At 69.6% G+C, this 670-nt stretch carries 1 protein-coding gene; it reads left to right on the forward strand.

Going from position 1 to position 670, the window contains the following annotated elements; translation table 11 throughout:
- Positions 1 to 4: 4 nt before the first annotated feature.
- Entirely contained in the window at positions 5 to 670 is a 666-nt protein-coding gene (locus tag BMW88_RS27460; protein ID WP_089955703.1) for a fasciclin domain-containing protein, read from the forward strand.

Here is a 670-nt window from a genome sequence, read left to right on the forward strand (position 1 = left end):
CGTCATGAACAAGACCGTCCGCAACACCGTTCTCGCCACCGGCGCCGTCTCGCTCGCCCTGTTCGGCGCGGCGTGCGGTTCGGGTGACATGGCCGGCAGTGGCAGTTCGAGCACCGCGCCCGCCGCGCCCATGTCGGCGTCGTCGATGGCGCCGTCGTCGTCGGCGATGGCCGGCCCGGCCGGTGCCCTCGTCGGCCCCGGCTGTGCCGACTACGCCAAGCAGGTCCCGTCCGGTGCGGGGTCGGTGTCGGGCATGGCCGCCGACCCGGTGGCCGTGGCCGCGAGCAACAACCCGCTGCTCACGACGCTGGTCAGTGCCGTGTCCGGGAAGCTGAACCCGAAGGTGAACCTGGTCTCGACCCTCAACGGTGCCGAGTTCACGGTCTTCGCGCCGGTCGACTCGGCGTTCGCGAAGATCGACGCCGCGACGATCGAGAAGCTCAAGACCGACGACGCGCTGCTGACCAAGATCCTGACCTACCACGTCGTGCCCGGCCAGATCGCCCCGGACAAGATCGCCGGTGACCAGAAGACCGTGCAGACCGGCACCGTGAAGGTCTCCGGCTCCGGCGACGCGCTGAAGGCCAACGACGCCAACGTGATCTGCGGCGGCGTGAAGACCGCCAACGCCACCGTGTACCTCATCGACTCGGTCCTGATGCCCGCCTGA

The organism is Lentzea xinjiangensis (assembly GCF_900110955.1).
Classification (GTDB): domain Bacteria; phylum Actinomycetota; class Actinomycetes; order Mycobacteriales; family Pseudonocardiaceae; genus Lentzea; species Lentzea xinjiangensis.

Bases quoted from the DNA above. Each gene is read 5' to 3' on its own strand.
- BMW88_RS27460 (WP_089955703.1), top strand. From the start codon at position 5: ATGAACAAGACCGTCCGCAACACCGTTCTCGCCACCGGCGCCGTCTCG.